The organism is Pedobacter psychroterrae (assembly GCF_004331695.1).
In the GTDB taxonomy this organism is placed as follows: domain Bacteria; phylum Bacteroidota; class Bacteroidia; order Sphingobacteriales; family Sphingobacteriaceae; genus Pedobacter; species Pedobacter psychroterrae.
Genome location: NZ_SJSL01000002.1, coordinates 1,251,194 through 1,277,872 on the forward strand (window position 1 = coordinate 1,251,194; position 26,679 = coordinate 1,277,872).

Genomic DNA, 26,679 nt, shown 5'->3' on the forward strand with positions numbered 1-26,679 from the left:
CACAAAGATGATTGGACACTTAAAACCGCAAAAGCTTGTTTACCGTGACGGCATCAGCCAGTCGCAGCGCCTTGCTAGTGAGCTCGACCCGGCCTATATCAATATAGAAGAACGTGGCTTGGCTGATTTTGTGGTTTTTGCCAAAGAATTTGCCAGGTACCTTCGCTTTTATAATATCGATAACAAAATTAGCGGCGATTGGGGGGGCTTTTTAAGTGCCAGGCCAGGGTCGGCCGATGCAGACCAATGGCTGGCCAATGTACTTCAGTACGCTGATGATCCGGAGGCGTTTGCCGGTCATCCTGAGAAGGATAAGCTATTTTCTAACCCGCATCTGGCGCTTTTTATTACTTTTTTAAAGCTGCTTGGCAATATTAAAACGCAGCTTAACCAATTCACAAAACAGCACCTTGACCTGTATTATCACGAGCTATTAAGCTTAAACAAAAAAAGACCGGTGCCGGATGTGGTTAATATTATTGTTGAGTTAGGTGATGACCTCGATACTCTGTTATTCGAAAAAGGTACCCGCCTAATGGCAGGAAAGGATAGCGAAGGGAAGGACCTGATCTACCAAACACAAAAAGATACGCTATTAACCAAGTCGGCTGTAGCGAATATTAAAACCGTTTTTGTTGACAAGCGATCCATAAGTCTGGGCGAAAAATGGAGTAAGGATGATGTGCAGGCATCAATAAAGGAGATGCTGAATATAGCACTCAATTATGATAATTTTGACGCCGATGTATTTTTTAATGAAGACCAAACTATAAATACGGCGCTGATCAGCAGCGAAGCATTAAAGTATCAGTTAACCCCTGACAGTCTTGCATTGGTTGTTGATTTGGTTAAAAATAAAACGGTGAAGCCTGATCAAACAAAAGTTTTAGCGCTACTAAACGCAGCGTACAGGCTGAGGTTGCTGCATAAAAAGCGTTTAACAGCGAACGATCCATCGTCCGTATTCGGGTTGCTGATACTTGCGCTAAGCAATGACACTACTTTACCTGCCTATGATGGGAAAGCAGTAACCGAAGAAAACCTTGATAAAATAAACGATGACGCAGCCAATTCTGATTCCGTTTTAAAATCCAGGGCTATAGGCTATATCAGGATGCTGCAGTTAACCGTTGTCGAATTTGACAAGCTCGCCGGCATTTCAAAAAAGCCTTCGGTTGAAGATACCGATTGGATGATGGTGTATGGGATATTGGATAATGCCCTGCAGAAGAAGGGTATCGCTCCCGAAGTGCCACCTGTTACCTTATGGCGTGATATTTCGATCACTCGTGACGTAAAAGCGACAGAAGTTGGCCGTTTTCAAACGTTTGGCAAGACAGGTGGGACTATCATCGATACCAACACGGCAATTGGTTTCGCAATTTCATCACCACAATTTGCGTTATCCGAAGGGGAGCGCAGCGTCGACCTGTACCTGTCGTTGATGCAAATAGACGAATTAAGGGCAGCCAACTTGAAAAAAGCGTTTGACGCACAGCGTACCATATCGCCACCATTCAGGTTTTTTATCGGTGCTGACGGTGGTTGGAACGAAATCACTGGTAAAGACATTCAGCTGAAGGACTACATAGCAACAGATCTGGGTACTGATCTTACAGGCGCTACCCTGAATAAAAAGGGTACAATAAGTACCCGAAAGCCATATTTTGAGCCAACACAGGATGTAGGTAATTACATCATCTGGACTGATGGAACCGTTTATCGTATTGATACCGTCAACAGCCCTACCAATGTTGGAATAACCGTTATCACAAACACATCGGCCCAAGCGGGTATAACAAAATATAAAGCAAGTGATGTTTACCTGAATACATTACATATACAGCTAAGTTTTGCTGTGCTAAAACCCTTGGATACCCTGGCACTGGCACTCCCGAACGGATTGCTAAACTTGCAGAACGGTCCGGTGCTGGCTATGGTATTAAGTAATACTAAAAAAGTAAACAATGCTTATGGCTTGATCAATTGGTACCAGCAATTACACCATCTGCAAATTGAAAAGATAAAAGCAGTTGTAACCGTAACAGGAATAAAAGCGTTAAGCCTTCAAAACGATTTTGGTACGTTAAACCCGAAAACACCCTTTGAGCCGTTTGGGCCTACACCGCAACCAGGCAACCGGTTTTATTTTTCACATCCTGAACTGGCCGGTAAAGCTATTGATTCGTTAAATCTGAATTTTGAATGGATGAATGCGCCCAGCGATTTTAAGGCCTATTATGCAGATTATCGCAAGGTGTATAACAATGAACTAAACGGGTCGAACAAAGAAATAACAGGGAACGACTATTTTGCAGCTGATCTGGATGTAGTGACCAATGACAGGCCGGTAAGTCTCAAGACTATTAAACTCTTTGGAGCCAACGATGCAAGAGCTTTGCCTGAGGATTATAATCATATACCTGCCGGTGAACTGAATACGGCCGAGGACGTTATTAACTGGAAACGTTATTTCCGGTTGGAGCTGGTAACGGATTTTAACCAGGCAGCATATCCTAAGTTATTGGCAAAACAGGCCCAGGCTTATGATACTGACAATATAAAGGCTTTTAACCTGAATACTCCCTATGTCCCCAAATTAAAGCAATTTACTGCAGGGTATTCGTCATCATTTGAGCTATTGCCAGGGCAAACAGCACCTGGTGGTCAGTTCTTAAATGTCGGTACATTTGGCTTTGCTGCATGTGATGTTGGGCTTAATAGCAATGCTACCCTGGTACCAACTTATACCAACGCCGGTGAATTGTACATCGGTTTAAGCGGTTTGGCCAAACAGCAAAATCTATCCATATTATTTCAAATGGCAGAAGGCACAGCTAATCCTGACCTGCCACAGCCCACCATTACCTGGAGTTATTTAAAAGATGACCAATGGACCAGGTTCGGCGTTGCGGGCATAGTAACGGATACTACCCGGGGTTTGCTTAACACCGGCATCATTGAATTTAACATTCCGGATGATATCAGCAATTCCAATAACCTGCTTCACGAAAACCTGTACTGGTTAAAGGCCTCCATAGCGCAGAACACCACTGCAATTCCGGATACGATTGATATTATTACTCAGGGTGTTCAGGCCATATTTGTTGACCACAATAATGCACCAAGCCATTTTACGGGGCTGCTTGAGCCTGAGAACCTAAAAAAGACGGTGGATGCCGTGCCGGGGATAAAGAAAATAGCGCAGCCTTTCGCATCAGCCAATGGTAATCCCGAGGAAACTGACGGAATGTTCTATGTGCGTGTAAGTGAGCGTTTAAGGCATAAGAACCGTGCACTAACCCTATGGGACTATGAGCGGCTGATACTGGCCCAATTCCCTGAGATTTATAAGGTGAAGTGTATGCCGGGCAATTTTTTGGCAAACGCATCTGATGATATCGGGAATGTGAATATTATAGTGCTGCCTAATAGGAAGGGTAAATTCGCGTTCGATCAGTTTCAGCCCAAAGTATCATCGGATGTATTGTTGCAAATAGCCCAATATCTGGAAGAACGCATACCGCCATTTGTAAGCGTAACCGTACGCAATCCGGTTTATGTGATGCTGGAAGTGCGAACCGGCGTGCGGATAAAAAAGGGTTACAGGGAAAAATTTTACCAGGTGAAACTGGAAGAAGACCTCAAAAAATTCCTGTCGCCATGGGCTTATGATAGCAATGCCGATATCATTATTGGAGGTACAGTTTACAATAACGCTATTGTGAACTTTATAGCCAAGCTTCCGTATGTTGATCATGTTGCAACTATCCGCCTTTCGCAAAGCATTGCTGGAGATACTTTTAAACCATTAACCGCCGCCGACCCGGATATGGTGTTGATATCGGCACCAAGCCATGATATAATTTTACTTAAAGACGATGAATACGCGCCAGATCTGATGGCGGGCATTGGCTATATGGAAATTGAAAACGATTTTATTATACCTAAACCTACCCGATAATCTTATTAACCGACAATAAAATGATAAAGAGGAAAGATGACATCAAAGCACAGTTTAAAACAAACAGTGTGCCTACCGAAGCCGATTTTGCTGATATGATCGATTCGGGTATCAATCAAATTGATGACGGACTTAAAAAAAGCCCCGGCGATCCGTTAGCTATTGTAACGGGTGGAGATACGCAGGAAGTGTTTTCGTTCTATAAATCGTTTGATGCCAAAAAGCCAGCTTGGAATACCAATTTAAACCCTGCAGGTGCAAGTCCGGGGTTAAATTTCTATACCCAGAATGGTAATAGCCGCTTATTTATAAGCGAGGATACCGGTAATATCGGCATCGGGAATGCTGCTGTGAAAAAAGTGCCCGGTATGATAGGGCCTTTCTTACAAATAGGTAGTGATGCCGAAGGCGCCAGTTCGGGTCAGTTGATATTAAGTAAGCATGTCCCTAATGGTGGTACCCGCTCGTTTAAAATGGGATTGGATGACAACTGTGATTTTACCTTGGGAGATTTTGGTAATTCTGGTGATCTGAAATATACCCCGGCCTTAACTATTGGTTGGAGTAAACAAGAAGTGACCATTCCGAAATCGCTATTTATAAAAGGTAAAGCTGTGGCGGAGCAAGGTATTAATTTAAAAGATGCCGGTGCAATAAGATTGATTGCTGAGGGTGATGACGATACGGCGAACGGCATTGCAGATCTGGGCCTTTATTCTACGATAAAGGACAGGTGGATACGTATTGCGACCAATCAGGGACCGATAAAATTTTTCAATAATAAGCAGGATGAAGTCGAGTATGGCGTATTTCCAAGCCTGCTGATAGATAAAAGCCGCAATGTTGGTGTGGGGACAGACGATATTCTTAATGCAGGTACCGGCCCGGTTTTGCAAATTGGAAGTGATGTACGTGGCGATAGTATAGGTGAGTTAATATTAAGCCGGGGACATACTGGCAGCCGCTCGTTCAAGATGGGCTTAGATGCTGATTTTAATTTTAGTATCGGTGATTTTGGCACATCCGTTGTTAGCCCACGGGTTTACAGTCCTGGGTTATTAATTAACTACAATAGCCGGAATGTAACCATCCCTAACAAGCTTAATGTAGGTAGCGGCTTAAGTTTAACTGGCGATGGCAAGATTGTCTTCAGGGCCAGTGCTGATAATTCAATTAGTTTAGTTGGTTGTTTTGACCTTGGCTTATACTCTACTATAGAAAAACACAACATGCGCTTTGCTGTCAACCAGGCCGCTATTGCATTCTTCAATAATAAGAGTGGAGAGACAATTGGCGAAGGTAAAACAAGCCTGGTTATTGATGCCAGCGGCAATGTGGGGATTGGTAACGGTACATCCTTCGAAGTTATTAAGTCGGGAACCGACCCTGTTTTACAGATAGGGAATGATAACGACGGTGATAATTCAGGCCAGCTTATCCTAACCAAGCATAAAACTGATGGTGCAACGCGCTCGTTTAAAGTGGGATTAGATGAAAATTTTGCGTTCAGCATAGGCGATTATGGAAACTCGGAGGGAACACGTATTTACACTCCTGCATTAACCATTGATTGGAATAAAAGAAATGTAAACGTGCCGCAATCATTAATTGTTAAAGGCAAGGTTTCGGGAGGAAACGGTATTAATTTAAAAAATAATGGTGGAATAAGATTTGTTGCCGCTACAGAAGACGACGCTGTAAGCGGTCATACCGATCTCGGCCTTTACTCTACTATAAAGGAAAGATGGATACGTATCGCAGCCAGACAGGCCCCGATAGCATTTTTTAACACCAAAGAAGATGAGGCCGAATATGGTGGTGCTACTATGAGCATGATCATAGATGTCAACAGGAATGTTGGTATCGGTACAAATGAAGTTTACAAAAAAAGCAGTACAGATGTAGGACCCATATTACAAATTGGAAACGACAATAAAACAGTGAGTAGTGGACAATTACTATTGAGCAAGTACAATGGTAGTCTTAGCCGCACCTATGGAATGATGGTTAATGATGGTTATCATTTTAGCATTGGCGATTGTGGATATAACGGACAGTCCAGTAGAACATACAATGCGGCTATTGTAATTGCTTCAAATAGTAACGACGTTACTATTGAAAAGTCCCTTATTGTGAAGGGTACTTTTCCTACCGCATCCGACATCCGAATTAAAAAAGACATCGTTTCGTGTGATGGGTCTGCCAGTTTAAATATCCTGAAAAGTCTGAATATTGCTGATTACCGGCATATTGATCCCCTAAATTTTGGTGATAAGCTTGTAAAAGGTTTAATAGCCCAGCAAGTAGAGACCATTTTTCCGGAAGCGGTTGTTACCCGTAAAGATTTTGTACCCGGTATCTTATCAGCACCGATATCCGTAATCGAGGAGGATGGTGTTGTTAGTTTCAGCATGGCACAACCACACCTGCTTAGTGATGGTGATGTTGTGAAAATTCATACACAGGCAGGTGAAAAAGAGAAAATGATAACCCTGGTAGATGACAGCAGTTTTAGCGTACAAGGCATGGCTGATGAGTATCAGAACGATGTTGTAATTTATGGAAAACAGGTTGACGATTTTAAGTCTATCGAATATAACCGGATATTTCTGCTTAACCTGAGTGCCACACAACAACTGGCTAAGGAGAATGAAGAACTTAAGAATCAGCTGAGTGATGTTGTAAGCCGATTGGATAGATACTTAGCGGGTCTGAAAAGTTAGCCATGGAAATCCTGAATAAGTCTGTTACCTTAACCAATGATCCGCCAGAATTTACGGCGCTGGACTTCACCGCTCTGCGGACCGAAGGCATTGGCTATTTGCAGCAACTGGCCGGCGATACCTGGACCGACCACAACCTGCATGATCCAGGGATAACTATACTTGATCAGCTTTGCTACGGCCTTACGGATCTGAGCTATCGCATCAGCATGGATATAAAAGACCTGCTGGCCAGGCCTGACGGTAAAACTTACAACAGTTTATACAGCCCCGCGGCGATACTCACTACCAACCCGGTGACCATAGCGGATTTCAGGAAAGTACTGCTTGATATACCGGGTGTGAAAAATGCCTGGATAGAAAAGATAAATAAGCCGCAACCACCCATTTATTTTGATCCCGAAAGGAATACACTTTCATTGAGCTACGAGCAGCGTCTTGCTTCAGATGGTACACTAGTCCCTTTTGAACACGTGAATATCAGGGGCCTGTACAGGGTATTTATCGCTAAAACCAGGCGTGAGGTATCGGAAAAAGCAACAAAAGAACAAGTGCGCGCCCGGTTGCATGAATGCCGAAACTTATGCGAGGATTTTGACGAAGTAAACATTATGAGCAGTCAGCGTGTTACGCTGAAAGGTGTAATAGAGGTTGGTAATACAGCTGATGCCAACTTACTGGCTGCCAAAATTTTGTATAAGGTAGGTAATTGGCTTTCTCCGGCCATAAGCTTTTATACCTTACAGCAGATGCTTGCAAAAGGCAAAACTATTGACGAAATTATGGATGGTCCAGTATTAAACCATGGGTTCATTGATGACGACGAACTAAGAACATTTAACCGCCGCTCCAAATTGTACGCTTCGGACCTTATACGCGAAATGATGGCTGAGCCAGGAGTGAGGGTCACAGAAAATCTTTTGATGGAAACCGCCGGTCAGGCTGAAAACAATTGGGTACTTGATCTTGATGTTACGCGTTTCCCGGAACTTGACGAGGAGGCCTGCCTAAGTGATAACCTTCAATTCCAAAAAAACGGACAGCCGCTCAAAATTAATAAGGATGCTGTACTCAGCTACCTGATAAAACTTCGTGAAACTGCAGTACCACCCATATTATCACAAGATGAGCGCGATATTATCCCTGATATGCCGTCGGTACGAAACTTAGGCGCTTATTATTCTATCCAGAATCATTTCCCGCAGGTGTATGGTATTGGTGAGATCGGCCTGCAAGATTCGGCTCCCGAAGCACGTAAAGCGCAGGCAAAACAATTGAAAGCTTATTTGCTATTTTTTGAACAAATACTCGCCAACTATTTTGCGCAGGCTGCGGGTTTAAAAAACCTCTTTGCATTCGATAATGAAGATATTACAACCTATTTTCAGCAAACGCTGATCGGAAAGGTACCGGACATAGAGGGCTTGTTACATGAAGATTACCCCAAAAATATTGCTGGCCTTACGGAAGCAGACGTTGATGCGCTTGAGCGTAAAGACCGTTTTTTAAACCACCTTTTAGCGCGGTTTGGCGAAAACCTTGCTGACTATTCGCTATGGTTAAATGACAGGTTTAAAAACGACGACGTGAAGGCAGAGGTAACAGGAACTGAACCTGTATCATCAACTGACGACCCGCTGCACAGCGAGAAAAGCAGGCTGCAATCTTATAAACGAAAACTCATCGGAGATAAGCTCAACTTCTTGTTGAAATATCCTGAAATGAGCACCCAGCGTGGCAAAGGGTTTAATTACGCGATACCGGGCTGGGAGAACCAAAACGTTTCGGGCCTGGAAAAACGCATAGCCGGCAAATTGGGCATTGCCAATTATACACGCTCCAGTTTAACAGGACAAAAGGATGGCTTCCACATGATAGAGCATATTCTGCTTCGCCCTTTGCCGGCTGATAAGGCATTGATCGACAGGTTTATGGTGCCTGGATATTTTAAGGCCTTTAAGAAAGACAAAGGTCGTCGCACTATTTGCACTTCGCTCGCTCATGGCCTGCAAAATGGGGATGTGATATTAGTTAACGATAAGGACAAAGAACAAGAATACACGGTATCGGGCGTACTGGTTGACAGGTTTATCATTGAGTGTGATTACGATGAGGCCACCATTGCCACCAGGGAAGTCAATAAACAACCCCAGTTGCGCTGGATCCGGAGAGACATCAATTCGACTATTTTTGCTTTTGACGGTCAACAAACAGCCCAAGGCGTAACGCGAGACCCGTACTCTTTCCAGTTAACATTTGTATTTGCGCAAAGCAACACCAGGTTTAATAACGATAGCTTTAGAAAATTTATTGAAACCACCATACGCGAAGAGACACCTGCCCATTTGACGGTTTACATCAGGTGGTTAAGTGATGACGCACTTAAGCGTTTTGAAGACGCTTTAAAAGTCTTTTTGACCGAGTTGGAAGAACTTAATAAACTTTTACCATGAACGAGGGAAACTACCTGTTAAGGGGCGCGCGTAACACCTTGCTTGATATGCTTTTAGAGCCTATAGGTGCCACCTACCCGTTGTTCGATCTTCCTGTTAAGCCCGATGTTGACGTAGTGTACTACGATAACCCGGCCGAGGTGCGGGTAAGCTATGTGCAGCCGGATGTATCCTACCAGGTTTATGAGGCTTTGGATAAACCATTGAAGGGACAACACTCCGATAGGGGCACTGATATAGTTTTGAAAACAGATACGCTGAAAGAACAGGTGCACGCTTTCAAAATAAAAGCCACCAAAATTCTATACCCCGAACCTGAGGCGGACGGTAAATTACCACCGGCGAAAATTCCGCTTAGCAATAGTTTGTTTAAGGTAGCCAATGTTAGGGTAGGTATAAATGCCGGGTTAGTGGTGGTACCAGAGAAAAGCGATATAAACTATGGGGATAAAATAACACTGACCATAAAGAATGCCCAAAAAGGCGCATATTACTCTATTATATACTATGACAACGGGATAAACAACCAGGAGATTGAGCAGTTAATGGACGTTAACGCTGGCCCTGTTGCCGAGAAGGTTGCTGAAGTGCGTGATCAGGATAGTAAAATCATCACGCCAGCCCATACCCGCATCAGTGAGACCTTATTAGGTGATGATGCAGACCTGCAGGTGAAAACCTTATACGGCCTGCGCGAAGATATACAGCTCAGGATTGCAGTAATTGATAAAAATACCGATTTAGCGGGCATGTTAAAAGCTGTTACTACCATTAATGTAGCTCCCAATCTTAAACTTGCATCAACCTGGGTAAGTGGTACACCAGCAATTGAATACAACAAAAGCGGCGCTGCAGATTATGGAAGTATGGTTAGCATCCGGTTGATCGACGCTCAATTGTCAACCCAATACCGCATCAGGCTTGATGAAATAGACGCTGATGCCACTAACCCCGCCATACATGATTTCTTATGTGACTGGATGACAGGAATAAAAGGTGTCATGGATATTCCAATGAGTGCCGGGGTCAGCGAAGATATGATCGTAAGGGTTATCGCTAGGAAAACAGCCGACAATTTGCAGGGCGAATTGGAATCGCAGGTATTTATAGCAGTTTATCCTGACAGGGGCAAAAAGATTACAGTAGCTGCAAACCCCGATCCGGGTATCAATGGCAAAATTGTTAAGGTGTATGCCCCTCAGCGCGGCATTATATACCAGCTGCACAACATTAAAACAGATGAGTTGCTTGCCCCGCCTGTATTTTACAACCGCAATTATGGCATAGGTAAGACGCGAATTGGCCAGGACTTTATGGCTACCAAATATCAGGAAGGCGATGCGATGGGTACCGATTGGATGGTAAAAAGTTTGTTCGCCGTTGATGCGATGGAGGATAAAGATAACATAGAATTACCCACAGGCGCTATAACCGAAGATACAAAATTTGAGGTTCTGGCTACAAAGTCGACAACGGGCTTTGCGGCTGTTATTAAAATGATAACAGCGAAAAGTTAATGGACATGCAGCTTCATATCATTAAACGGCAGGTTATCGATCTGAAAATAGACGGACGGCTTACCGCGAATGATATTCAGGATAGGGTATCGCAAATATACAAGGACAAGCTGGTACCGATATTGAACCGGTACCTCGATACGTTAAGTGAAACTGATCGCATTGACAGGATCAGCAGCCTGGAAATTGATCTTGGAGTAATACGTGATGAAGACATTGAATTTATGCTGGAAGAAAAACTGGAAGAACAGTTATCTCTGGCTAACCCTAAAATAACATCACAGGCTAAACCAATACCCGTACCTGATGCCGGCGAACCTCTATCCCCGGCCAATCAGCCGGAAACTGACCTTATAGGTTACTTTTTGCAAACCGGTACATTGCCCTGGTGGGTAAAAGAAGATAAGCAACAGGCTTTTAAAAATGCTGTGCACAGTTTGCTAGCGAAGGAAAGTGTAGTCATTCCTTCCTTTTTTGGCCAGCTGTTACTCGATAATATCGCACTCAAGCGGCTGATATTTACTGCTGATGATGAGTTGCTCGATAACATACTGAATCAGGTTGTTACCCGGTACAGGGCCTCAAACCCGTCATTGAAGCTTTTATATCACTACCTGGGGCAAAGGCAAAGTAAGATACAGTTTAAGCAGCTCTGGTGGACTGTTTTACTGACCAACGCCTTCCGTTTACCCGCAATCGCAGGTAAAACCACGGCGACGCTGGTTGCGCTGTATTTTGATAAAATGACGGCACAGGAAACAGCGCTGTTAAAACCAATAGCAACTTCACTTACCACTCTGACGACATTTTATAAGCAAAAAGCAGCGCTATTACAATCGCTAATAAGCGCAGCTGATCTTCTTCCTGTCAAAAATCTGAACCAACAAAAAGAATACAGTAAGCAGATCAAACAACTGTTAGAAAGGGAAGTGGCTATAAATTCAACAAGCCGGATTGACAGCTTGTATACTATTCAGAATATTTGGAATAAAATAAGGAGTTTGCATGGGCTTGGGCAGGTAAATTATGAGGGATTTAATAGTCCTGAGCAAGGGCAGGGTAAAGAGCTATACCGCGAAGATCACCAGAATAGCGCATTGGCAACTGCTTCGTTCACAACTAATGACAATGTCGGAAAGACCTCTGCAGGTGATGCCCGGCATACTGATCCTACCGAAGATCTGACTATAAACGATACCGGAAATGTGCTGTCAAATATTCATACAGCCCTGAGGGAGGAACAGAAACTGCCTGGAGAAAGTGCTGGTATCTTAGTTGAAGGTCATGGCTTAGATATAAATTTAGCTATAAATGACGAAAGTTCAGATTTACCACAATACCTGCAACCACAATTTAGGACGGCATCGGGCAACTTGATTAGTACGTTTAGCGATACGGATAGGTTGTATATACCTTATTCAGGATTGGTATTGCTCTGGCCTTTTTTGGATCGCTTTTTTTCAAGCATTCACCTCATCAGCGAAACTGGTTTTATTGATGCTGCAGCTTCTACCAAAGCCTGCCTGCTGTTGCAGTATATTGCCGAGGGTAGCCAATGGCAGCGTTTTGAACCTAACCTGCCCTTGAACAAACTGCTATGCGGAATTGATCTTTTTGAACCTGTCGATGTGAATGTTGAAATAACGGAAGATGAGCTGGCGGCTGCCGATCATTTACTTGAAGCGGTAATAGGCAATGCGCCTTTGTGGAAGTCCGTGAGCCCCGATGGCTTACGCAGTGCCTACCTGCAACGTGATGGTGTAGTGAGCAGCCGCGACGGAAACTGGCTTTTGCAGGTACAAAGACAAACCTATGATATCCTGCTGGACAGGCTACCATGGTCGGTGAGCATCGTTAAACTTCCGTGGATGAACAATTTAATTTTTGTGGAATGGCAACAGAGTTAGTACCCCAGATAGATAAGAACGCAGCTTTTTTAACGCTCGAACTGGATTGGTTATATAGATTGATAGAACTGCGCCTGCGCCTGTATTTTGATCATGAGCCACCGGCTGAAGCATTTACCGATATTATGCCCCCGGCATTAAGCCAGCCTAGCAGCTATTCGGATTTTGTGCTGACCAATAAGCTCGGGACCGCTGAAAGGATGATATTGATTTTAAGCCTGGCGCCACACCTTAAACCGGAGCTGCTGGATGCCTTTTATACCCGCAATACCACATATGATAAAAAATTTACAGAATTTGGAGGCATCGTTACTTCAACCGCTGGTTTTATCCCTACGATTCAAACAGCCTTATTTTTATGGGCGGGCAGTGATCTGAAACTAAGGTTTCAATGTTACGAGTTTTTAGGCGCCGAACAAACATTGGTAAAGCTCAGGCTAATCAACCTGATCAATGAAAACAGGTTTGAACCAGTATCCAATTCGATGCTGCAAATGGCAAGTGATTATACCGAATACTTTATCAGCGGCCAATGGAAAAACCCGGGGCATAATGAGAATTTTCCCGCAAAACAGATCACTACCCAACTAACTTGGGATGATGTGATACACTCGGAAGCTAGCAAGGAAGGCATTGAAGAAATAAAGGATTGGGTTGAAAACAGCAAGACAGTTTTAAATCTCAAGGGGCTGCAAAAGCGCTTAAAGCCTGGTTATAAAACCTTGTTTTATGGTCCTCCGGGCACTGGTAAAACGCTAACAGCAGCCTTGCTCGGCAAAATGACCGGGCATGATGTTTACCGTATCGATCTTTCGCTTATCACATCGCGCTACATTGGCGAAACAGAAAAGAAACTCTCAAAGGTATTTGACCAAGCCGAGAATAGGGATTGGATTCTGTTTTTTGACGAAGCTGATGCACTGTTTGGTAAACGTACCGATATCAGTAGCTCGAACGACCGTTTTGCTAACCAGGAAGTTGCGTATCTGCTGCAAAGGATAGAAGACCATAATGGCGTGGTGATACTGGCATCAAATCTAAAGGATAACATTGATAAGGCCTTTTTACGCAGATTTCAGTCGGTTATTTATTTCCCTGTGCCTGGCATTCAGGAACGGTACTTGCTTTGGAAAGAATCATTTCCTGGTGATATGATGCCCGCCAAAGATGTTGACCTTTATGCCCTGTCCGAGAAGTACACCATAGCGGGCGGCTCGATAGTAAACGTAGTGCGTTATTGTTGTCTAATGGCAGTTAAAAACAAGCAGAAGGACATTTCGATGCAATTGATAGAAACTGGCATAAAAAAGGAACTGCAAAAGGAAGGCATTTTATTTTAGTTATTCTGTATATTTACAAAAGGACAATAACACAGTGAAGTACCAGACAACAAAAGATATCAGGAAAGATAATGTTTCGACAGACGTGTCGGGAAGCAATTCGTCTGCCGGGAGTAGGGGATATGCTGCGGTTACACAATACCCGCAAGCCCCAATTCAGTTAAGGAGAAACAAAACTGGTTTACCCGACTTTCTAAAATCAGGTATCGAAAACCTTTCGGGTCATGATTTGGATGATGTAAATGTTCACTACAACTCTTCAAAACCAGCTTCCTTAAATGCGCACGCTTACGCGCAAGCTACTGATATTCATCTTGGCCCTGGTCAGGAACAGCATTTACCACACGAAGCCTGGCATGTTGTGCAGCAAAAACAAGGCCGCGTACAACCAACTATGCAATTGAAAGGCGAAGCCATAAATGATAGCAGCGATCTGGAAAGAGAGGCAGATGCAATGGGTGCCAAAGCCATTCGCTAACGATGATAAAAAGAAGGGGTGCCACCTGCCAGCACCCTATTAGCTTACTTGCCGAAAATACGGGGAAAGCGGTGGCGATTCTTATCGATTAAAACGGCGAGCTGATAATTCTCCTCCGAATCGATCGCCAGGTTCTCGGTATCGTCAACACTGCAGGCAAAAGGGCTCTTGCCCACCTTACGGTTGCCACCGGCTATGAAAGCCGTGCGGTTAAACACATGTAATATGCCGTCTTCTACAAAGGTGTTGGGGCGATCTTCACGTATGAAATCTGTATCGCTATCGTAATATCTCCGGTTCAGCGTCTTGATGGTAAAGATCGAATCGTGGCTGCGGTCTTCCTGGTTAATCACGTACTTGATGTAGGTTTCGATCACATAGTCGATCGTCTGATGTTTCAGGAAGGGGAAAATCGGGCCGAGCTGCAGGAAATGTTCGCCTTGAACATGCTCAAGCAATGCTGCGGTCATCTTGTCGGAAGTGAGCTCCAATTCGATCTCCAGCGGTTCTGCCTGGTATGCGTTGATTACTTTTACCTTGTCCGAGTGGGCGTAGTTGTTTCTAATTCTGTCAGAATCAGTGTTGATAATAATCTTGCCAACCTGCTCGGTTGCTTCAAGCTTATCGATCATCACGCTGTAAAGCGAGCTGCCTGAAATGCTCACGAAATGCCTTTCAGGAAAATAATACCCTGCCTCCTGAGGAATGGAAATGAGTGCCGTCAATAAATAATTGCTCATGGTTTGGATTGTTGTTGGTTTATAGTGCTAATGTACGAATCGCCTGGCACTATTGGTTGATTACTCTACCTTCAGTTTCCATTGGGCAGAAGCTTTTTTATTAGGCACCGTGATTTTGTTCCCTTTATTTGTCTACCCATTTCAGGCAGCTGCCATTCTCTTTTTACCAGTAATGAGTTTGATCATTAATTTGCTCGGTCATTGTAATTATGATTTGTTTGCTACGCATGATCCAAATCATGTGCTGAAATTTTCTTACAGACATAGTATGCGTCATAAAAAAGGCAGGGGTAATTTAGGATTTTTGCTACCTTGGCTAGACACATTATGTAGAACCTCAATTTAAAATGAACAGAGTTTTTATAACTTCTACTGGATCTTTTCTTCCAAATGAACCTGTTTCCAATCATGAAATGGAGAATTTCCTTGGCTTGCTTAATGATATTCCTTCCCGTACAAAAGATATTTTCTTACGTAAAAATGGTATAAAGACAAGGTATTATGCGCTCGATCAGCAACAGCATACCACACATAAAGCATATGAAATGGCTGCACTTGCTATTAAAAACTGCATTGACTGTAGTACATTGAGCTACAATGAAGTTGATATGTTGAGTACGGCAACAACACAAAGTGACTTGCCTGTTCCTGGTTTTGCGAGTATGGTTCATGCAGAAAGTGGCATTGGTAGATGTAGTATTGCTTCGCACCAAAGTGTATGTGCTGCAAGTATGATGGCCATTCAACATGCTTATCTCCAAGTTAAGTCTGGTAATAGTAAAAATGCAATCTGCTGTGCTGCTGAATTGCCTAGTAGGATGTTTAAATCCAAACGCTTTATTGGTCAGAATGCATTTGCTCTGAAGAATACAACGTTACCAATAGAGATAGATTTTTTGCGGTGGATGCTTAGCGATGGTGCAGGGGCAATGTTGCTTCAAAATGAGGCTACACAGCAAAGTCTATCACTTGAAATTGATTGGGTAGACATTAAATCTTATGCACATGCTTATGAAGTATGTATGTATACGGGTGCAAACAAGTCCGAAAATGGCAATGTAGAAAAAACTTGGCTTGATTATGATACGATAGCGGAAGCGAATGCAGCTGGTGCGATTAATCTTAAGCAAGACATGCATTTGGTTGATAATATTGTGAAAATCGGGATTCAACGGTTTTTTGAGCTGGTTGACGAAGATAGATTTGTGCCACAAGATATAGATTGGCTGGTTTGTCATTATTCTTCGCATCACTTTAAACCTCAAATTGTTGATTTATTGCAAAAAGGTGGGGTTGAAATTGCACCAGAGAAATGGTTTACCAATTTATACACTGTGGGTAATGTTGGGTCGGCATCTATTTTTGTAATGCTTGATGAACTAATGAAAAGTGGCAAGCTGGCTTCGGGGCAAAAGATATTATGCATAGTCCCTGAAAGCGGGAGATTTATTACAGGATACATGATGTTAACTGTAAGGACTTCTGTTGGGAGCCAAAAAGTTTCTTTTTCAGACAAGATTGAAGAAATTAAGGCTCCAGAAATCAGGGTTCAGGATAAACCAGTACAAGAATGGCTTGTACGACAGTTAACGGGTGTTTGGTTTGATTTTGAACGCGGATTACAGCAGGTGCCAATTGTTAAAAAAATATTTAAAGGCAAGCTTACTTTGGAAGAGTACAAACGTTTGCTAGTAAATCTTCGTCAGCAGGTAATTGATGGATCACAATGGATCGCCCGTGCGGCATCAAATGTAAGCATGGAATATTTCCCTGTGCGTTCGGCTTTTATTAGACATTCTTCTGATGAACATCGTGATTATCAGATTTTAGAGAAGAATTATATCAATTGCGGTGGAACAGAGACCGAAATCTTAACGGGCATTAAAAATATCGGTAGCGAAGCTTTAAGCGCCTATATGTTTCATCGTGCTAGTCAACCTAATCCCTTCGATTTGCTGGGAGGTATGTTTATCATTGAAGGTTTAGGTAATAGGGTGTCAGGTAAATGGGGAAGAGCTATCCAACAACAGTTGAACCTTGATAAAGATCAGGTTTCCTTTTTTATCTATCACGAATCAAGTGATGCCAATGATAATCATTTCGAACGTTTTGAACAGGCTATCCAATCTGAACTACTTACAAAGGAAATTGCAGAAAAAATAGTTAAAACAGCCAAAGTGGTAGCTAAACTTTATACCTTACAATTAGAAGAAATAGATAATTTTTAAAATCGGTATGTTACATAAAAAAGAATATTTCGAACAAATGGTGAATGAGCCACGCAATCCGAGCCACTGGCATGCCTTGTACCTGGATAAAAGTGTTCCATTTAACGCCGATGCCAAAGCTGCTTTTTTGTACGATTCTTCTACTAAAAGCAGACAATTTCTTTACCCTGTAGTTAAGGTGTTTGCAAGGCTTTCTATTGTGTTGATGCAGTTGTTTAAAGTTTTAATTCCTAATTTAATCAACGCGCCTAAAATGCTACACAAATGCCTGTATATTGGTATGAAGTATTTTATTACACCTGAGGCGAATTTTGTTATTCTGCGACATTTTTATCTAGGCTCTGAAGTATTGAGATTTATAAAGGACAATGTAGAAGGAGCAGAAGAAATTCCAATGAATCCTTTAAAGCCTTTATCGGTAAGTGATGTTAAAGATAATTTATTTCTGGAGCACGATTTAAACTTGTATAATTTCATCATTAACCTTAACAAGGCAATCGAGGAAAAAGGATTAAAAATTCAAAAGAAGTCAAATCCTGATTATAGTGCCATAACTACAGGTGAGATTCCTTTTTCAGAATTCAGAGACGGATGGACCAATTTTATTGATCTTGGTACTGCAATTGAAGTATTTACTCCAGTTTATCAGTTTTACCTAACAGACAATGATTTTTGGCGTGCTACCAATTCATTGCAACTTGATGAAGTTATCGGTATTTATGCAGCTACTATTATGGATTGTCCAGAAAAACTTACTGCATTAAATAATAAGCATCCGATGATACCGTTACCTACAGCTGGTGCGGCATTCAGGTTGTTACTTCATGGTTTCTCTACCGAAGTGCTACATGCAATGTTGGTGCAAAGTAAGAAAGCTAGCGGTAACAATTAATTTATACTGTTTTTACCCCTTCCGTAAAGCTGTTTCTATCTTTGGATTATATTGACCTGAAATTTATGGGAAAAATGCGGTTGTTAGTGTGAATTAAATAGAAAAGGCGCAATCTCTTGCGCCTTTTGTGAACTTCACTGACATTTTCTCGAACCACTTTGTGTCAGATTTAAAACGTATAATTAATTTGGTTGATGAATTAGATGACAAATATTGAAAGTTCTCTAGTAGAGTTTTTTGTGATTTCACTACTAGAGTATATTGGAATACTCTAATAGGGAGAAATACTTTGAAGTTAGGTATGTTTTATGGGTGATTATGAAAAAAGACGCTTCGATATTTCGGCTAAAATTATATGTATGTGAGCACCCAAAACAAACAAGAGATAAAAGTCCTTTTGATGATTTATAATTTAATATATTAGCAATACAAAACCAACAAATCTATGGCTCCAATACAACTTCAAACAGCTGCATTGGAGAATGTTTATGACTGGTATAAAAAGTTGTAGCCAATGGGCAATGAATGTGGTCTTAAATCAAGGAAAACCAAAGATAATACTTGAACAATTTATTGACCGCTGACAAGGTTCTCCATCGCGGACAAAGTTAAACTTTAGCTGTTAAATTTAAATAAAGATGAGAAAATTTACCATTAGTATTTTATTGTTTCTTGTAGCTATCTCTAGTCTGTTTAGTCAAGAAAATAAATTAAACAGACCTCAAACTCCTAATGAGCCATATCCATATCACTCCGAGGATGTAACATTTGAGAACTCTACAGATGGAATCACCCTAGCTGGTACATTCACCTATCCAAAAGGTGGAAGTAACCTACCTGCGGTAGTTCTAATTCACGGAAGCGGACCCAATGATAGGGATTGTGATTATTTGGAGCATAAACCGTTCTTAGTAATTTCTGACTTCTTTACAAAAAACGGAATTGCTGTTCTAAGATTTGACAAACGAGGGGTTAGCAAATCTACAGGGGTTTATGCCACTGCTACTTCTATCGATTTTGCAAGGGATGTTGAATTTGCTGTAGCATATCTCAAGAAAAGAAAAGAGGTAGATAAAAACAAAATTGGATTAGTTGGCCATAGTGAGGGCGGTATTATAGCTCCTATGGTTGTTGAGAAATCAAAAGATGTTCGTTACATTATTTTAATGGCAGGCCCCACAATCAAGGGAGATAAATTGCTCTTGCTTCAAGACAGGTTAATTTCAAAATCACTGGGAGAATCGGAAAGCAATATAGAATTAGCTGACAGAATAAATGCTAAAGCTTATGCTATTGCTAATGACAGCTCATCTAATGAAGTTAAGAAGATGACCCTAAAGGCACACATAAAAAATACATATAAAGATAATCCTAGTCTAAGGAAGCCTGAAAAAATGACAGAAGATGAATTTATAGATAGAGAAATTAAATTCTATACAGAAAATTGGACGCAATTCTATATAAGATATGACCCTGCAAAGGCACTTGAGAAATTAAGCGTTCCTCTTCTTGCCATATTTGGTAGCAAAGATTTACAGGTTCCTTCTAAGGAAAATGCAGCAGTATTAGAAAGGCTGGCCAAGGAAAAAAAGAATTTTAAAATTACTATACTACCGAATTTGAACCATTTATTTCAGGAATGTGAAACAGGTTCACCAAGAGAATACAAGAAAATTGAGCAAACTATTTCCCCAATTGCACTTAACGAAATGATACACTGGATTAAAGAAAGCTGATATGATAAATTAAATCTTGCCTATTTGAAATCGGGAGCAAGTTTGGGAGATATTAAAATTTATGGATAAAATAGCTAAATTGGTAATGGATGAATATGTTAAATAGCTTTAAAATAGAATGTTAGATTTAAGCTAGACTAACCAATCGTTACATATTTTATCAAGTAGGTTTATTTATCGAACCCCAAAAAAAATGTAATATATTGGTTTTTAACGTTCATAACCAATGATTTTGTTTGCGATTTTGGGCTAGATATTTATTCCCATGAAGTTGACCTCACCGACATCGAACACAAAATCTTCGTTTATTCAATTTCAAACAAGACTACGAATTACCGTAAAAACAGAAAACCATCTTTAAGTTGCCTTGAAGATGGTTTTAAATTTCTGTGATCCCGCTGGGATTCGAACCTAGTCGAATTTCCTGCGTTTATTCATTATCTGGGAGGTTTTGGATTTAGAACTCACCGAATCGCTCACCTTTTTTATATACGTTTTAGCTGCAAATGCTATGATACTAATATAAGGAATTAATATTCAATAAGAAAACTTATTAGCACTTTGCTAATTTTAGATTGAGATGTCGTTATACGGTTTCCCGTATTTAATATTCCAACAAGTTTTTAGTTTTGTATAGAATTCTGCGTAAAAAAGCTGTCTCTTCTATCCAAAAATCTATCATTACACAAAAAATAACTATATTAAAAATCTAAATTAAATCTCAAACATAAATGATTAGCGCTATCCACCTTAAAAATATTGCTACCTATGATCCAACAGGTGTAGAAATAAATGATCTCAAAAAAATAAATTTCATTTATGGCTCAAATGGAAGTGGAAAAACTACTCTTAGTAAATATCTCTTTGAACCACTGTTGCATAAAGATTGTAAAACACTTTGGGCAAACGATCAAGCCATAAAATTATTGATTTATAATAGGGACTTTCGAGAAAGTAATTTTAGTAAAGGAAATATAGATGGCGTGTTTACACTCGGTCAGGCTACAAAGGAAGAAGCCGAAAAAATAGAACAGCTGAAAAAACAACGTAAGGATATTATTGCTGAGGGAAATACTAAACGGGAAACCGTAAAGAAAATGATTGAAGCTCAATTGGAACTGGACAATCAGTTCAAGGAAGAAGTATGGGTTGAGATATATAAAAAATATGAGAATGATTTTAAGGATGGATTTCGAGGCTTTATAAATAATAAAGAATCCTTTAAAGCGAAGCTTATTGAAGAATATCAGAGTAATAAAAGCAAGCTCCACGGCTTGGATAAACTTCAGGGTTTCGCTACAACTATTTTTGGGAATAAACCAATTCTGCAAACATTGCTAATAAGCGTAGAATTTGATAATATTGAAAATATTGAACAGGATGCTATCTGGCTAAAAAAAATTATTGGAAAAGTAGATGTAAACATTGCGAATCTAATTCAGAAACTTAATATAAACGATTGGGTAAACCAAGGACGTGGTTATATTCATAATGATAAAATTTGTCCATTTTGCCAACAAGAAACAATTACAGTTGAGTTTAAAAAACAACTTGAGGATTATTTCGATGAAGCCTTTATTTTCGACACTAGGCAGTTGAAAAAGATGGGAGATGAATATTCGTCGGATTCTTCAAATCTATTAAATATTCTACATGAAATTGAGGAGAAAGAAAAAAACAATCCGAGTTCAAAGATTGAAATCGAATTATTTTCTGCTTACCTTAAAACACTTCAAACCCAGTTACAGCAAAACAATAGTTTAATTGCTGTCAAAATAAAAGAACCTAGCAGATCTGTTGAGCTTCTATCAACTAGTGAGCAGCTGGAAAAGGTCAATAAAATAATAGAAGAGGCAAATAAGGCCATCACTCAACACAATATAATCGTTAATAATTTTGAAAAATCTAGGGCGGAATTGATAGGATGTATCTGGAAATATGTAATTGACGATTTTTCGGTTAGAATGCAAAATTACTTAAATAACAAATCCGGTGCGCAGAAGGGTATCGATGGCATGCAAGCAAAGATTGATAAACTGTTAGTAGAACACACTAAGGTGAATAAAGAAGTTGTGGAAAGAAGTAAAAATCTAACGAGTGTACAACCATCAGTTGACCAGATAAATCTAACGCTGAAATCATATGGGTTTAACAACTTTATGATTGTTCCATCCAGTGTGGAGAAAAACAAATATCAAATCCAACGGGAAGATGGTGAAATGGCTGTAAATACCCTCAGTGAAGGCGAAATAACGTTTATTACTTTTTTATATTTCCTTCAACTGGCGCATGGTAGCGTAACTGAAGATAATATTTCCGAAGAGCGCATTTTGGTTGTCGATGACCCTATCTCGAGTTTAGATAGCAGTATTTTATTTGTTGTCAGTTCATTAATTAGGACTTTAATCAAGGATATTAGAGCAGATAAAGGGAATATTAAACAAATTATTCTTCTGACACATAATGTTTATTTTCATAAAGAAGTTTCTTTTATAAGTAGTAAAATAAAAGAATGTAAGCACACAAACTATTGGATACTAAGAAAGCATCAAAAGCATACTAGTTTACAAAGTTTTGAAATGAAGAATCCAATACAAAGTTCCTATGAACTACTTTGGAAAGAGATAAAAAATAGGGCAGACTGTTCAACTATATCTATTCAGAACACAATGCGTCGAATTCTAGAAAATTATTTCAAAATACTTGGTGGAATTTCAGAGGATAATATTGTGGATAAATTCTCAATTCCCGAGGAAAAAGAAATTTGCAGATCGTTAATGCTATGGATAAATGATGGGTCACATTCAATGCCTGACGATTTGTTTATTGAAAAACAGGATGATGTAATTGAAAAATACTACAATGTCTTCAAAAGCATATTTGTTCATGCAAAGCATGATCAGCATTTTGATATGATGATTGGTATTCAGACCCCTTAATTTATTTAACTTGTAAAAATAGTTCTCCAATGTAATCTTTAAAAACATCATATTAGCATAAAGTTAAATTAGCACTACAAATAATATATATGTCTGAGGATCAAAAGAAACAGTTAGAGCAACAGCTTTGGAATATTGCCAATACGCTACGTGGCAAGATGGATGCAGATGAATTTAGAGATTATATTTTAGGATTTATTTTTTATAAATATCTCAGCGAGCGAATGGAACTGTTTGCTAATGAGATCTTAAAACAAGATAAGTTATCTTTTAATGCTATAAATAGCCAAATGGCTGATGCTAATGAATTTCTTGAAGCAATTAAAGAGGAAGCATTAGAAAAATTAGGTTATTTCCTTAAACCAGAAGAGTTGTTTTCTGCTGTAGCTATACGTGGTAATAGTGACGATGATTCAGAACAAAACAGTACAAATTTCATATTAGGTGATTTACAGAAAATACTGACTAACATTCAGTTGAGTACTATGGGTACTGCAAGTGAGGAAGACTTTGATAATCTATTCGAAGATATGGATTTGAATAGTACCAAACTAGGCAAAACACCAGAAGCTAGAAATACTATTATCGCCAAGGTAATGGCGCATTTAGATAAAATTGATTTTAGACTAGAAGAAACTGGATTAGATGTATTAGGTGATGCTTATGAGTACCTCATCGGGCAGTTTGCTAGTGGTGCGGGAAAAAAGGCTGGTGAGTTTTATACTCCTCAAGAAGTTTCTAAAATACTGGCGAAATTGGTTACAGTTGGCAAGCATAAACTAAAATCAGTATATGATCCAACTTGTGGATCAGGATCACTGTTATTACGGGTGGCTAGAGAAGTAAAAGATGTAGGTAATTTTTACGGTCAAGAAATGAACCGTACCACCTACAATTTGGCCCGTATGAATATGATTTTACATGGCATACACTACCGAAAGTTCGATATCAAACAGGATGATACATTAGAGCGTCCGCAACATTTAGGGCAAACATTTGAAGCCATTGTAGCCAATCCACCTTTTTCGGCACAGTGGAGTGCAAACCCTTTGTTTACGAGCGATGATCGATTTAGTCAATTTGGTAAGTTAGCACCCAGCAGCAAAGCAGATTTTGCTTTTGTACAACACATGATTTATCATTTGGCTGAAAATGGGACGATGGCTATAGTTTTACCCCATGGTGTTTTATTTAGAGGAGGTGCGGAGTTACATATTCGTAAATATTTAATTGAGCAGAAAAACTTTTTAGACGCTGTAATTGGTCTACCAGCAAATATTTTTTATGGTACCAGTATACCTACCTGTATTTTAGTTTTTAAAAAATGCAGGGAAAACCCTGATAATGTATTGTTTATTGATGCTAGTAAAGGATTTGAAAAAGTAAAAACCCAAAATATTTTAAGAGACGAACATATTGATCAAATTATTGAAACCTATGGCAATAGAACTGTTACTGAAAAATATAGCTACAATGCTACGCTACAGGAAATTGCTGAGAATGATTATAATCTCAACATTCCCCGTTATGTAGATACTTTTGAAGAAGAGGAGGAAATTGATATCCAGGCTGTTATGTTAGAAATTAAACAATTAGAAGCCAAAAGAGCCGAACTAGATATAGAAATCGATGTTTATTTTAAAGAATTAGGCTTAATTTTTTAGTTTTCTTAAATCCTTAATGTTTATAGCAGTTACAAAATAGTACTCAAGATGGTAGCAAAAAAAGATAAAGTAGGTAATGTTCCTAATTCAGAATTTGAAGATGATTGGTCAAAGCGAAGTTTGGGCGACGTATTTGAATTTAAAGTAACTAATTCATTTTCTAGAGAAAATCTAAATTATGAGACTGGGAAAGTAAAAAACATCCATTATGGCGATATTCACACCAAGTTTCAAACATTATTCGATATAACCCAAGAACAAGTACCCTTTATAAACGAAGATGTTTCTATCACAAGAATTTCAGAAGACTTTTATTGCAAAGAGGGCGATGTGATTTTTGCCGATGCTTCTTTGGATGATGTAGGAAAAAGCATTGAAATTGTAAATATTAATAAAGAGAAACTACTTGCAGGGTTGCATACTCTTTTAGCTCGTCCGATCGCCAAATGTTTTAAAAATGGATTTACTGGTTATTTGGTTAAATCAAATAGTGTTCGAGCTCAAATTAAAAAAGAGGCACAAGGTTCAAAAGTATTAAGTATTAGTGTTGGAAGAATTTCAAAAGTAGAATTATTGTTTCCATCCCTAATTGAACAACATAAGATTGCAAAATTTTTAGCTTCGATAGATTTGCGAATTACGACCCAAAGCAAAATAATTGAGGACGCTTTTGAACAACGTATCAAAACGATTATTTTCTAGAACTTTAAGGTATCAGCCTATTGGCAGTTTAGAATTTGAAGAATGGCAGATAAAATCAATAGGTGATGTGATGCGGATTGGAAGTGGGCGTGATTACAAACATCTACATTCTGGTGATATCCCAGTTTTTGGTACTGGCGGTATCATGACTTATGTTGATAATTTTCTCTATGAGGGCGAAACAGTATGTATTGGAAGGAAGGGTACTATTGATAAGCCAATGTACTTCAACGTGCTTCCTAAATATATATATTATGCATTTCGGGCAATAAACTGGAAAGAATACAACGAAGCTTCTGGTGTACCCAGTTTATCAAAAAGCACCATCGAAAAAATTCAAATAAATGTACCATCATTCAATGAACAACTTAAAATTATGACAGTCCTATCTTGTATTGATAAAAAAATGGATGTTGAGAGAAGGATTTTGTCTAAACTTAAAGAACAAAAGGATTACCTGCTTAATAAGCTTTTTATATAAAAAGTTCTTTCAGTAAAATTTTCTTCTGCTTCTGCAGATTAATTAATATGTGAATTTCTACTTCAATCTTTTTGTCAATAGAGGACAGCATATTAGCTATTTTAACTTGCTCATATATATTCGGAACTTCAACTAAACACTCACCAATTTCATTCAGGTTGATTTTTTGTGGAAATGCAACATGTATAGTTCTTTTCCATAATTCTGCTTGGAAGAAATCGGACTTGATGAAATGGCACAAATATTCATTATTAATTTTTTCACTTTTTTTAATTAATGCTAGACTAACATAGAAAGAGGCTTTCACATCCCAATCAATATATCTCGCAACACCAATGCTGCCGATTCTTGTCATTAGTATGTCTCCCTTCTCTAATTTAATCCTTTTGTTCTCTTTTTCAAAAACATCCGACGATATATATTTTGTTCTATGGAATTGATTAGCAGTGACATGCTCTACACTATAAAATGGCACACCTTTTTCTACATAAGTAGGTGTTTGATGTGTTCCGTCAAATATTTTACATAAGTTTTTCAACTTAAAAGTTGACCACCCAGAAACACCTTCCTTTTCATAATCTATGATTTTTCTTCTCTGGAAAAATATCTGTTTGCTTAAGCCTACTTTTAATGTTTTTAACTCCTCAATTATTTTGCTTTGGGTAGAATGTTTGCAATCCTTGATTGTTCCTTGATGCTGGGAAACATTAATGACATTTTCGCGATCATGTCATATCGAACAGAATCTACAGAATTTTTTGCACTCAATTTTGAGACGCGATCGTTAAATTTAGAAGAGAAATAATAAAAAAGGTATTTCCCTATAACCTCATTGAATTCGCTCAGGATATATACTCTTTGGTGCACACCAATCTTGCCGTTTGTATAGTGGAAGACTTTCCCGACTCCAACACC

At 39.6% G+C, this 26,679-nt stretch carries 18 protein-coding genes; 15 read left to right on the forward strand and 3 right to left on the reverse strand.

Translation table 11 applies throughout. The features are described 5' to 3' along the window. Nucleotides 1-7 precede the first annotated feature (7 nt). From EZ437_RS13750 to EZ437_RS13780, 7 genes are read left to right on the forward strand one after another with little or no spacing between them, the layout of a single operon-like run. Nucleotides 8-3,964, forward strand: coding sequence for a baseplate J/gp47 family protein (locus EZ437_RS13750; protein WP_131596575.1), 3,957 nt, complete (start codon nucleotides 8-10; stop codon nucleotides 3,962-3,964). Nucleotides 3,965-3,984: 20 nt separating this feature from the next. Further along, nucleotides 3,985-6,687 (forward strand): tail fiber domain-containing protein, encoded by a 2,703-nt coding sequence (locus EZ437_RS13755; RefSeq protein WP_131596576.1) that lies wholly within the window; start codon nucleotides 3,985-3,987, stop codon nucleotides 6,685-6,687. Between the two features lie 2 nt (nucleotides 6,688-6,689). After that, complete coding sequence (locus EZ437_RS13760) at nucleotides 6,690-9,140, forward strand: hypothetical protein (protein ID WP_131596577.1); 2,451 nt, start codon at nucleotides 6,690-6,692, stop codon at nucleotides 9,138-9,140. Beyond that, nucleotides 9,137-10,657: a hypothetical protein gene (locus EZ437_RS13765; protein ID WP_131596578.1), complete on the forward strand. Its 1,521-nt coding sequence runs from the start codon at nucleotides 9,137-9,139 to the stop codon at nucleotides 10,655-10,657. The genes EZ437_RS13760 and EZ437_RS13765 overlap by 4 nt, the downstream gene beginning before the upstream one ends. A 5-nt stretch (nucleotides 10,658-10,662) precedes the next feature. Beyond that, nucleotides 10,663-12,564, forward strand: coding sequence for a contractile injection system tape measure protein (locus EZ437_RS13770; protein ID WP_131596579.1), 1,902 nt, complete (start codon nucleotides 10,663-10,665; stop codon nucleotides 12,562-12,564). Continuing rightward, a complete protein-coding gene (locus EZ437_RS13775; protein ID WP_131596580.1) occupies nucleotides 12,549-13,904 on the forward strand; it encodes an ATP-binding protein in 1,356 nt (451 codons plus the stop codon). The genes EZ437_RS13770 and EZ437_RS13775 overlap by 16 nt, the downstream gene beginning before the upstream one ends. 34 nt (nucleotides 13,905-13,938) lie before the next feature. Further along, complete coding sequence (locus tag EZ437_RS13780; protein WP_131596581.1) at nucleotides 13,939-14,382, forward strand: eCIS core domain-containing protein; 444 nt, start codon at nucleotides 13,939-13,941, stop codon at nucleotides 14,380-14,382. 44 nt (nucleotides 14,383-14,426) lie between these two features. Here the strand turns inward: EZ437_RS13780 and EZ437_RS13785 are convergent, their stop codons facing one another. Next, a complete protein-coding gene (locus EZ437_RS13785) occupies nucleotides 14,427-15,122 on the reverse strand; it encodes a glycosyltransferase family protein (protein ID WP_131596582.1) in 696 nt (231 codons plus the stop codon). 52 nt (nucleotides 15,123-15,174) lie between these two features. Here EZ437_RS13785 and EZ437_RS22080 point away from each other — a divergent pair, with 52 nt between their 5' ends. The 8 genes from EZ437_RS22080 to EZ437_RS13825 all read left to right on the forward strand — a co-directional run bounded on the left by EZ437_RS22080 (nucleotide 15,175) and on the right by EZ437_RS13825 (nucleotide 25,764). Then, the gene (locus EZ437_RS22080) at nucleotides 15,175-15,468 is read left to right on the forward strand and encodes a sterol desaturase family protein (protein WP_165500413.1); all 294 of its coding nucleotides are present in this window, start codon (nucleotides 15,175-15,177) and stop codon (nucleotides 15,466-15,468) included. A gap of 1 nt (nucleotide 15,469) precedes the next feature. Then, nucleotides 15,470-17,350 carry a beta-ketoacyl-ACP synthase III gene (locus EZ437_RS13795; RefSeq protein WP_131596583.1) on the forward strand — a complete coding sequence of 627 codons (1,881 nt, stop codon included), beginning with the start codon at nucleotides 15,470-15,472 and terminating at the stop codon, nucleotides 17,348-17,350. A 7-nt stretch (nucleotides 17,351-17,357) separates the two neighbouring features. Next, nucleotides 17,358-18,242: a DUF6999 family protein gene (locus tag EZ437_RS13800; protein WP_131596584.1), complete on the forward strand. Its 885-nt coding sequence runs from the start codon at nucleotides 17,358-17,360 to the stop codon at nucleotides 18,240-18,242. 638 nt (nucleotides 18,243-18,880) lie between these two features. Further along, nucleotides 18,881-19,978, forward strand: coding sequence for an alpha/beta hydrolase family protein (locus tag EZ437_RS13805; protein WP_131596585.1), 1,098 nt, complete (start codon nucleotides 18,881-18,883; stop codon nucleotides 19,976-19,978). A 731-nt stretch (nucleotides 19,979-20,709) separates the two neighbouring features. Then, nucleotides 20,710-22,917 carry an AAA family ATPase gene (locus EZ437_RS13810; RefSeq protein WP_131596586.1) on the forward strand — a complete coding sequence of 736 codons (2,208 nt, stop codon included), beginning with the start codon at nucleotides 20,710-20,712 and terminating at the stop codon, nucleotides 22,915-22,917. Between the two features lie 89 nt (nucleotides 22,918-23,006). Further along, complete coding sequence (locus EZ437_RS13815; protein ID WP_131596587.1) at nucleotides 23,007-24,581, forward strand: type I restriction-modification system subunit M; 1,575 nt, start codon at nucleotides 23,007-23,009, stop codon at nucleotides 24,579-24,581. Nucleotides 24,582-24,629: 48 nt separating this feature from the next. Beyond that, the gene (locus tag EZ437_RS13820) at nucleotides 24,630-25,283 is read left to right on the forward strand and encodes a restriction endonuclease subunit S (RefSeq protein WP_131596588.1); all 654 of its coding nucleotides are present in this window, start codon (nucleotides 24,630-24,632) and stop codon (nucleotides 25,281-25,283) included. Then, on the forward strand, nucleotides 25,252-25,764 hold the full coding sequence (locus tag EZ437_RS13825) for a restriction endonuclease subunit S (protein ID WP_205942703.1): 513 nt from the start codon (nucleotides 25,252-25,254) through the stop codon (nucleotides 25,762-25,764). The genes EZ437_RS13820 and EZ437_RS13825 overlap by 32 nt, the downstream gene beginning before the upstream one ends. On the opposite strand, the gene EZ437_RS13830 is transcribed toward EZ437_RS13825, so the two are convergent. Beyond that, nucleotides 25,757-26,476 (reverse strand): restriction endonuclease subunit S, encoded by a 720-nt coding sequence (locus EZ437_RS13830; protein WP_131596590.1) that lies wholly within the window; start codon nucleotides 26,474-26,476, stop codon nucleotides 25,757-25,759. The two genes, EZ437_RS13825 and EZ437_RS13830, sit on opposite strands and share 8 nt — an antisense overlap. Further along, nucleotides 26,413-26,679 (reverse strand): restriction endonuclease subunit S (locus tag EZ437_RS13835; RefSeq protein WP_131596591.1); only part of this gene is annotated, 267 nt, incomplete at its 5' end. The genes EZ437_RS13830 and EZ437_RS13835, both read right to left, overlap by 64 nt.